Origin of the sequence: Mycobacterium sp. (genome assembly GCF_050701675.1) — a bacterium.
In the GTDB taxonomy this organism is placed as follows: Bacteria; Actinomycetota; Actinomycetes; order Mycobacteriales; family Mycobacteriaceae; genus Mycobacterium.
Genome location: NZ_JBOGDD010001025.1, coordinates 1 through 5,522, shown reverse-complemented (window position 1 = coordinate 5,522; position 5,522 = coordinate 1). Strand labels below are relative to the sequence as shown.

Below are 5,522 nucleotides of genomic sequence, written 5' to 3'. Positions count from 1 at the left end.
CGTTCGTGTTGCGGCGACCGGACGCACGACTCGACCGGATAAATGGCGTCGCCGTTGCGCAGGGTGCCACCACCGCAGTCATTGCTGACGAGGGCGGCTACACGTATCGGCCTGTCCCACAACAGATCTTGATAGCGCCGCGCGGGCCCAATCCGAACCAGCGTTCGCTCATCGTTCCGTTCTTGATCTGCTATGCCCTGCAGAACGCACTACACCATCTCGCACCAGAACGGATCGAGGAATCACTTCAGCGACTCGACGACATTGCCAAGGTGGTGGGTGACGATGAACCGTCGCACTAAGAAGGACAGCGGCGAAAGCCTTCTGGACGCCGTAGTCCGCGCCACCGAACAGGCCGAGGGGGTGGTGGCCGCCGAGGCGACCACGCAGTGGAACCCTCGTGCCTTCCGGCTCGTGAACGTGCTGTCGGCGGCGGGTGTCACCGCATTGGGCGCAGCCATAACGTTCAGCTCCAGGAATTACCCCCTATGGGTCGGAGGACTGCCCGGTCCCGGGCTGTTCCCCGGGATCGTCGGAGCGAGCATCTTCGTTCTAGGCGCGCTGTATCTCATTGAGGCTGTTCGTCATCCACATCAGCCACATCCGGAGATCGAGCCGCCCCCAGATCGTTCAGCTCTGGTGCGGTCGGGTCTGTCCGTCGCGATTCTGGTGATCGCTGCGTTCGCGCTCGTTCCGATTGGCTACCCGATCGTATCCGCGCTGTGCGTCACGGGGCTGATCCGCCTCGCCGGCGGCCGGTGGCTCGTCGCCTCCGTCACCGGAATCCTGTTCGCAGTCATCACTTTTCTCCTGGTCACCACCACGCTCGGGATTCAGCTACCCACCGGGGTACTGCGCCCGTACCTGGTTGGCCTGCTCTGACACCCGCCGGAGGTCGACGTGGACTCTATCTATAACTTGCTCAATGGTTTCGGGGAGATTCTGTCCCCGACGAACTTGTTGTTCGCATTCGCCGGGTGCGTCTTGGGCATGGTCGTCGGAATTCTGCCAGGGTTCGGCCCGCCCGCGGCGATGGCGCTCCTATTGCCGGTCACTTACGTCGTTGGCCCCGTGCCGGGCATCATCATGATCGCGGCCATTCTCTACGGATCGATGTACGGCGGAACCATCACGTCGGTTCTGATGAACGTTCCAGGCGAACCATCCTCGGTGGCAACCACTTTGGATGGCTATCCCATGGCCCAGCAAGGTCGTGGCGGAGTCGCCCTCGTCATCGCGGCGGTTGGGTCCTTCGCCGGGGCTACCGTCGGCATCATCGGTCTGATCCTGGCGGCACCACTGGCGCAGGCCGCGGTGGGACTGGGAGCGCGCGAATACTTCGCGATCGGTGTCGCCGGTCTCGCACTCGTCGTCGGACTGACCGGCCGCAGCCTCGTCAAGGGCCTCATCAGCGCGATGATCGGCTTGGCCATCGGCCTGGTGGGGCTGGACCCGGTGCTCGGAACGCCGCGGTTCACCGATGGGATCCCCGCGCTGTTCGACGGGATCGACCTCGTCTCGGTCATCATGGGGTTGTTCGGTCTCAGCGAGATGCTCGTCGGCCTCGAGAATCGAATCATGACGCGGCGCAAGCCCGAGTTGGGTCGCATGGTGCCGACCCGCGAGGATTGGCGCCGCTCGGCAGGACCGATGGCCCGCGGCAGCATCATTGGCTTCCTGATCGGCCTGCTCCCTGGATCACCAGGCACGACGGCGACTTTCGCCTCCTACGTCCTGGAGAAGCGACTCTCGCGCAAGCATCGTCACCAGTTCGGCAAGGGCGCCATCGAAGGCGTCGCGGGTCCCGAGACGGCGAACAACTCTCTGGGTATCGCGACCATGGTCCCGATGTTCACCCTGGGCATTCCCGCATCGGTGACCATGGCGATCCTCATGGGCGCGTTCGTGGTTCACGGATTGACGCCAGGACCGCTGCTGTTCCGCGACCACCCCGACATCGCCTGGGCCATCATCGCCAGCCTCTTCGTCGGCAATGTCATCCTGCTCGTGTTGAACGTGCCACTGGTCCGAGTGTGGTTGCTGATCCTGCGCATCCCGTATGCGGTGCTGTTCGGCGTCGTGCTCGGCCTGATGATGCTCGGCTCCTACGTCGTCAACGGCGCCGCGCTGAACATCCTCGTTCTCTGCGTCTTCGGTGTGGTGGGGTATTGGCTCCGCAAGGCGGACATTCCATTGGCTCCCATCGCGTTGACGATGGTCCTCGGGCCCATCCTGGAGACAAATCTGGTCCGCGCGTTGCTCTTGTCGGACGGTGATGTCTCGACGCTGTGGGGCAGCCCCTTCGCGGCCACGTTCCTGGTACTCGGGCTCGTCACTCTGGCGTTGCCCTTCGTGCTGAGAGTCATCCGAAGTCGGATCGGTGCGGCCCCATCCACGCCGGCCCCGCCCGACGACCCACCGACGGTCGCAGCAGTCCCTGGCCGCGGCACCGAACACTCCCATCCCTAGAAGCGGGCACTCAACTAGTACAGGAGGACCACCATGATCCGCAGATGTCTCCGACGAACGACCATCGCCGTTGCGGCCGCCGGATTGACCATGCTCACCGGATGTTCGTCGCTGGGCGCAAACAGCGCCAGCGGCGGGGAATACCCCGGCGGACAACCCATCACGTTCCTGATGCCGTACACCGCAGGCGGGTCGTCCGACCTCCTGGTCCGCGACCTTCAGCCCTACCTGAGCAAGGCGCTCGGCACCGACATCGTGGTGGACAACAAGGTCGGCGCCGGCGGCCAAGTGGCGCTGACCGAATTGGCCAACGCGGATCCGGACGGCTATACCATCGGCCTCACGAATTTGCCGTCGACGCTGGCGTACGTCGATCCCGACAAGCGCGCCACCTACAAACGGGAGAGTTTCGAACCCCTCGGTGCCATCAATCGCTTCCAGGGCATCCTCGCGGTGTCGGGCAAGAGTCGATGGAAGGACCTGGGAGCGCTACTGACGGATGCCAAGGCGCGACCGGGTGCGATCACCGTCGGAGTGGACGGCCTCAACGGCGACGACCACATCGCCGCGCTGAAGTTCATGCAGACGACGGGCACCGACCTCAAGATCGTCCCCTTCGATTCCGGAAGTGAGAAGCTGATCGCCCTGATCGGCGGCGAGGTCGACATGGCCCTCGGCACCGTCCCGACATTCCGATCCCAGCTCACCACGGGCGAAGTCCGCGCGCTGGCCGCCCTTGACAAGAAGCCGATCCCGGGACTCGACGGTGTTCCCACCGGCGTATCACTGGGATACGACCTGCAATGGGACTCCTACAACGTCATCGCTGCGCCGGCCGGCCTCAAGCCCGAGGTTTCCAAGAAGCTGCAGGACGCCCTGGCGAAGGCCAGCGCCGACGCTCTCGCCGACCCGGCATTCGTCGAGCGGATGAAGCAGGGCGGCTTCGTCTTCGGATTTCAGGACGCCGCATGGGTGAACAAGACCTGGACCGACCTCGACACCCAATGGAACCAACTGGTCCCGCTCGCACGCGAGCAGAGTCATAGCCGATGAACACCCCACTGGAGGAAACCTTGACCACCTCATCGCTACCCGACAGTCTCGTCGCGCTGGGCACCAGCACGATCTACGAGGGCAGTGGCCTGGACTGCTGGATCGACCCGGGAATCCGACCCGTCTGGCAAGGTGCCCGCGTGGCCGGGCCCGCCTTTCCGGCCCGCGGCGAGGTTGGTGACAATCTCGCGCTGCAGCACGCGGTGCGCGAGGCACCCGCCGGTTCGGTGATCGTCTTCGACGGCGGAGCCGGCCAATACGGGTACTTCGGCGAGATCCTCGCCACCATCGCGCTGGTGCGAGGGGTCGCGGGTCTGGTGATCGACGGGACGGTGCGTGACGTCGAAGAGCTTGCAACAATGGGCTTTCCGGTGTTCGCCCGAGGTATCGCAATGCGACACGCCGCCAAGACGGATGCCGGCCAGCGCGGGGAGCCAGTACTGGTGGGCCACCGGACCGTGCGCCGCGACGACGTGGTGGTCGCCGATGCCGACGGAGTCATCGTCATTCCCGCCGAGCAGGTCACCGCGGCGCTCGATGGAGCGAACCAGCGCCGTGACCACGAGCGGGCCCGCCTCGCCACGATCCGCAGCGGGACCATTCCGGTGGTGAAAACCGAATGACCACAACAGAAGGTCTCGAGCGGGGGCTGTGGGGAATCCTGGCGACGCCGTTCGCGGGGGCCTCCCGTGACGTCGACCTCGACTCCCTACGCCGGCAGGTCGGCCTGTTCACCGATATCGGCGCGGCGGGTGTGGTTGCGCTCGGTGTGTTCGGCGAAGGCGCCGCGCTGAGCAGCAGCGAGCAGGCCGGCGTCGTGTCGGCGGTGGTCGACGCGGCTCAGGGATCCTCGGTGATCGTCGGGCTCTCGGCATTGCGCACCTCCCCCGCCATCGAACAGGGCCGCAACGTCATCGACGCCGCCGGCGGGCGGGTGCGAGCCCTCATGGTGCAGTTGCACAGTCCCCGCGCCGAGCTCCTGATATCGCACCTCACGTCGATTCACGAGGCGTGCGGAGTGGGAATCGTCGCGCAGGACTACCCCGTGGCCAGCGGTGTCAGCGTTGCGACGGACGTGCTCGCGGAAGTGGTTCGGGCGTGCCCGTTCGTGGTGGCAGTCAAGGCTGAAGCACCGCCAACGTCGCTCGCCATCGCGCGCCTGACCGGACAGCTGAACGTGCCGGTGTTCGGCGGGCTGGGCGGCGTCGGATTGATCGATGAACTGGCCGCCGGCGCGGCAGGGGCGATGACGGGCTTCTCCCGCCCAGAAGCGTTGCTGGAGGCGATCCGCGCCTACGACGAGGGCGGCGTCGCCGCCGCGCACACGGTGTTCGCTCGGTGGCTGCCGTTGGCCAATTTCGAGGCTCAGCCCGGTATCGGACTGGCGCTGCGCAAAGAGGCGATGCGGCGAAGGGGCATCCTGGCGGACGCCGCAGTTCGGCCACCCGCTGCCGTCTTCCCACCCGAGCTGGATGCGACTCTCACCGCGCATCTGACCGCCCTCGACATCGTAGAAGACAGTGAAAGGTTGGTTGGGTAGTGGACTTTGGTATCGCCGGCCGCACGGCCCTGGTGCTCGGTTCCACGGGCGGCCTCGGACATGCGGTGGCTAAGCGTCTGGCCGACGAAAGCGTCAACGTGGTGGTGACGGGACGCCGCGGTGAGCGAGCTCGTGACGTCGCCTCGCAGTGGCCAGGATCCGTCGGGCTGGAGGTGGACCTCACAGCACCTGACGTTGTCGAGCACCTAGTGAAGAAGGTGCGGGACACGGTTGGCTCGATCGACATCCTGGTGCTCAACAGCCCCGGGCCGCCCCCCGCATCGGCCACCGACGTCAACGACGCCCAGATCGCCACTGCCATTCAAACCCTGCTGCTCCGCCAAGTCGAACTGGTGCGCGCAGTGTTGCCAGGCATGCGCGGTCAGAAGTGGGGACGCATCATCGGCATCGGCTCCAGCGGAATACAGGCGCCGTTGCCCAATTTGGCGTTGTCCAACAC

The 5,522-nt window shown here is 65.6% G+C and carries 7 protein-coding genes; all 7 read left to right on the top strand.

Annotated elements, in window-relative coordinates; translation table 11 throughout:
* A partial coding sequence (locus ACRDUX_RS31440) for a hypothetical protein (RefSeq protein WP_526419857.1) occupies positions 1-302 on the top strand: 302 nt, incomplete at its 5' end.
* Positions 286-882 carry a tripartite tricarboxylate transporter TctB family protein gene (locus ACRDUX_RS31435; protein WP_526419855.1) on the top strand — a complete coding sequence of 199 codons (597 nt, stop codon included), beginning with the start codon at positions 286-288 and terminating at the stop codon, positions 880-882. The genes ACRDUX_RS31440 and ACRDUX_RS31435, both read left to right, overlap by 17 nt.
* 18 nt (positions 883-900) lie before the next feature.
* Positions 901-2,469, top strand: a complete 1,569-nt coding sequence (locus tag ACRDUX_RS31430) for a tripartite tricarboxylate transporter permease (RefSeq protein WP_526419853.1) — start codon at positions 901-903, stop codon at positions 2,467-2,469.
* A gap of 33 nt (positions 2,470-2,502) precedes the next feature.
* Complete coding sequence (locus tag ACRDUX_RS31425; protein WP_526419851.1) at positions 2,503-3,522, top strand: tripartite tricarboxylate transporter substrate binding protein; 1,020 nt, start codon at positions 2,503-2,505, stop codon at positions 3,520-3,522.
* Entirely contained in the window at positions 3,519-4,145 is a 627-nt protein-coding gene (locus ACRDUX_RS31420; RefSeq protein WP_526419849.1) for an RraA family protein, read from the top strand. The genes ACRDUX_RS31425 and ACRDUX_RS31420 overlap by 4 nt, the downstream gene beginning before the upstream one ends.
* Complete coding sequence (locus tag ACRDUX_RS31415) at positions 4,142-5,062, top strand: dihydrodipicolinate synthase family protein (RefSeq protein WP_526419848.1); 921 nt, start codon at positions 4,142-4,144, stop codon at positions 5,060-5,062. The genes ACRDUX_RS31420 and ACRDUX_RS31415 overlap by 4 nt, the downstream gene beginning before the upstream one ends.
* A partial coding sequence (locus tag ACRDUX_RS31410; RefSeq protein WP_526419846.1) for an SDR family NAD(P)-dependent oxidoreductase occupies positions 5,062-5,522 on the top strand: 461 nt, incomplete at its 3' end. The genes ACRDUX_RS31415 and ACRDUX_RS31410, both read left to right, overlap by 1 nt.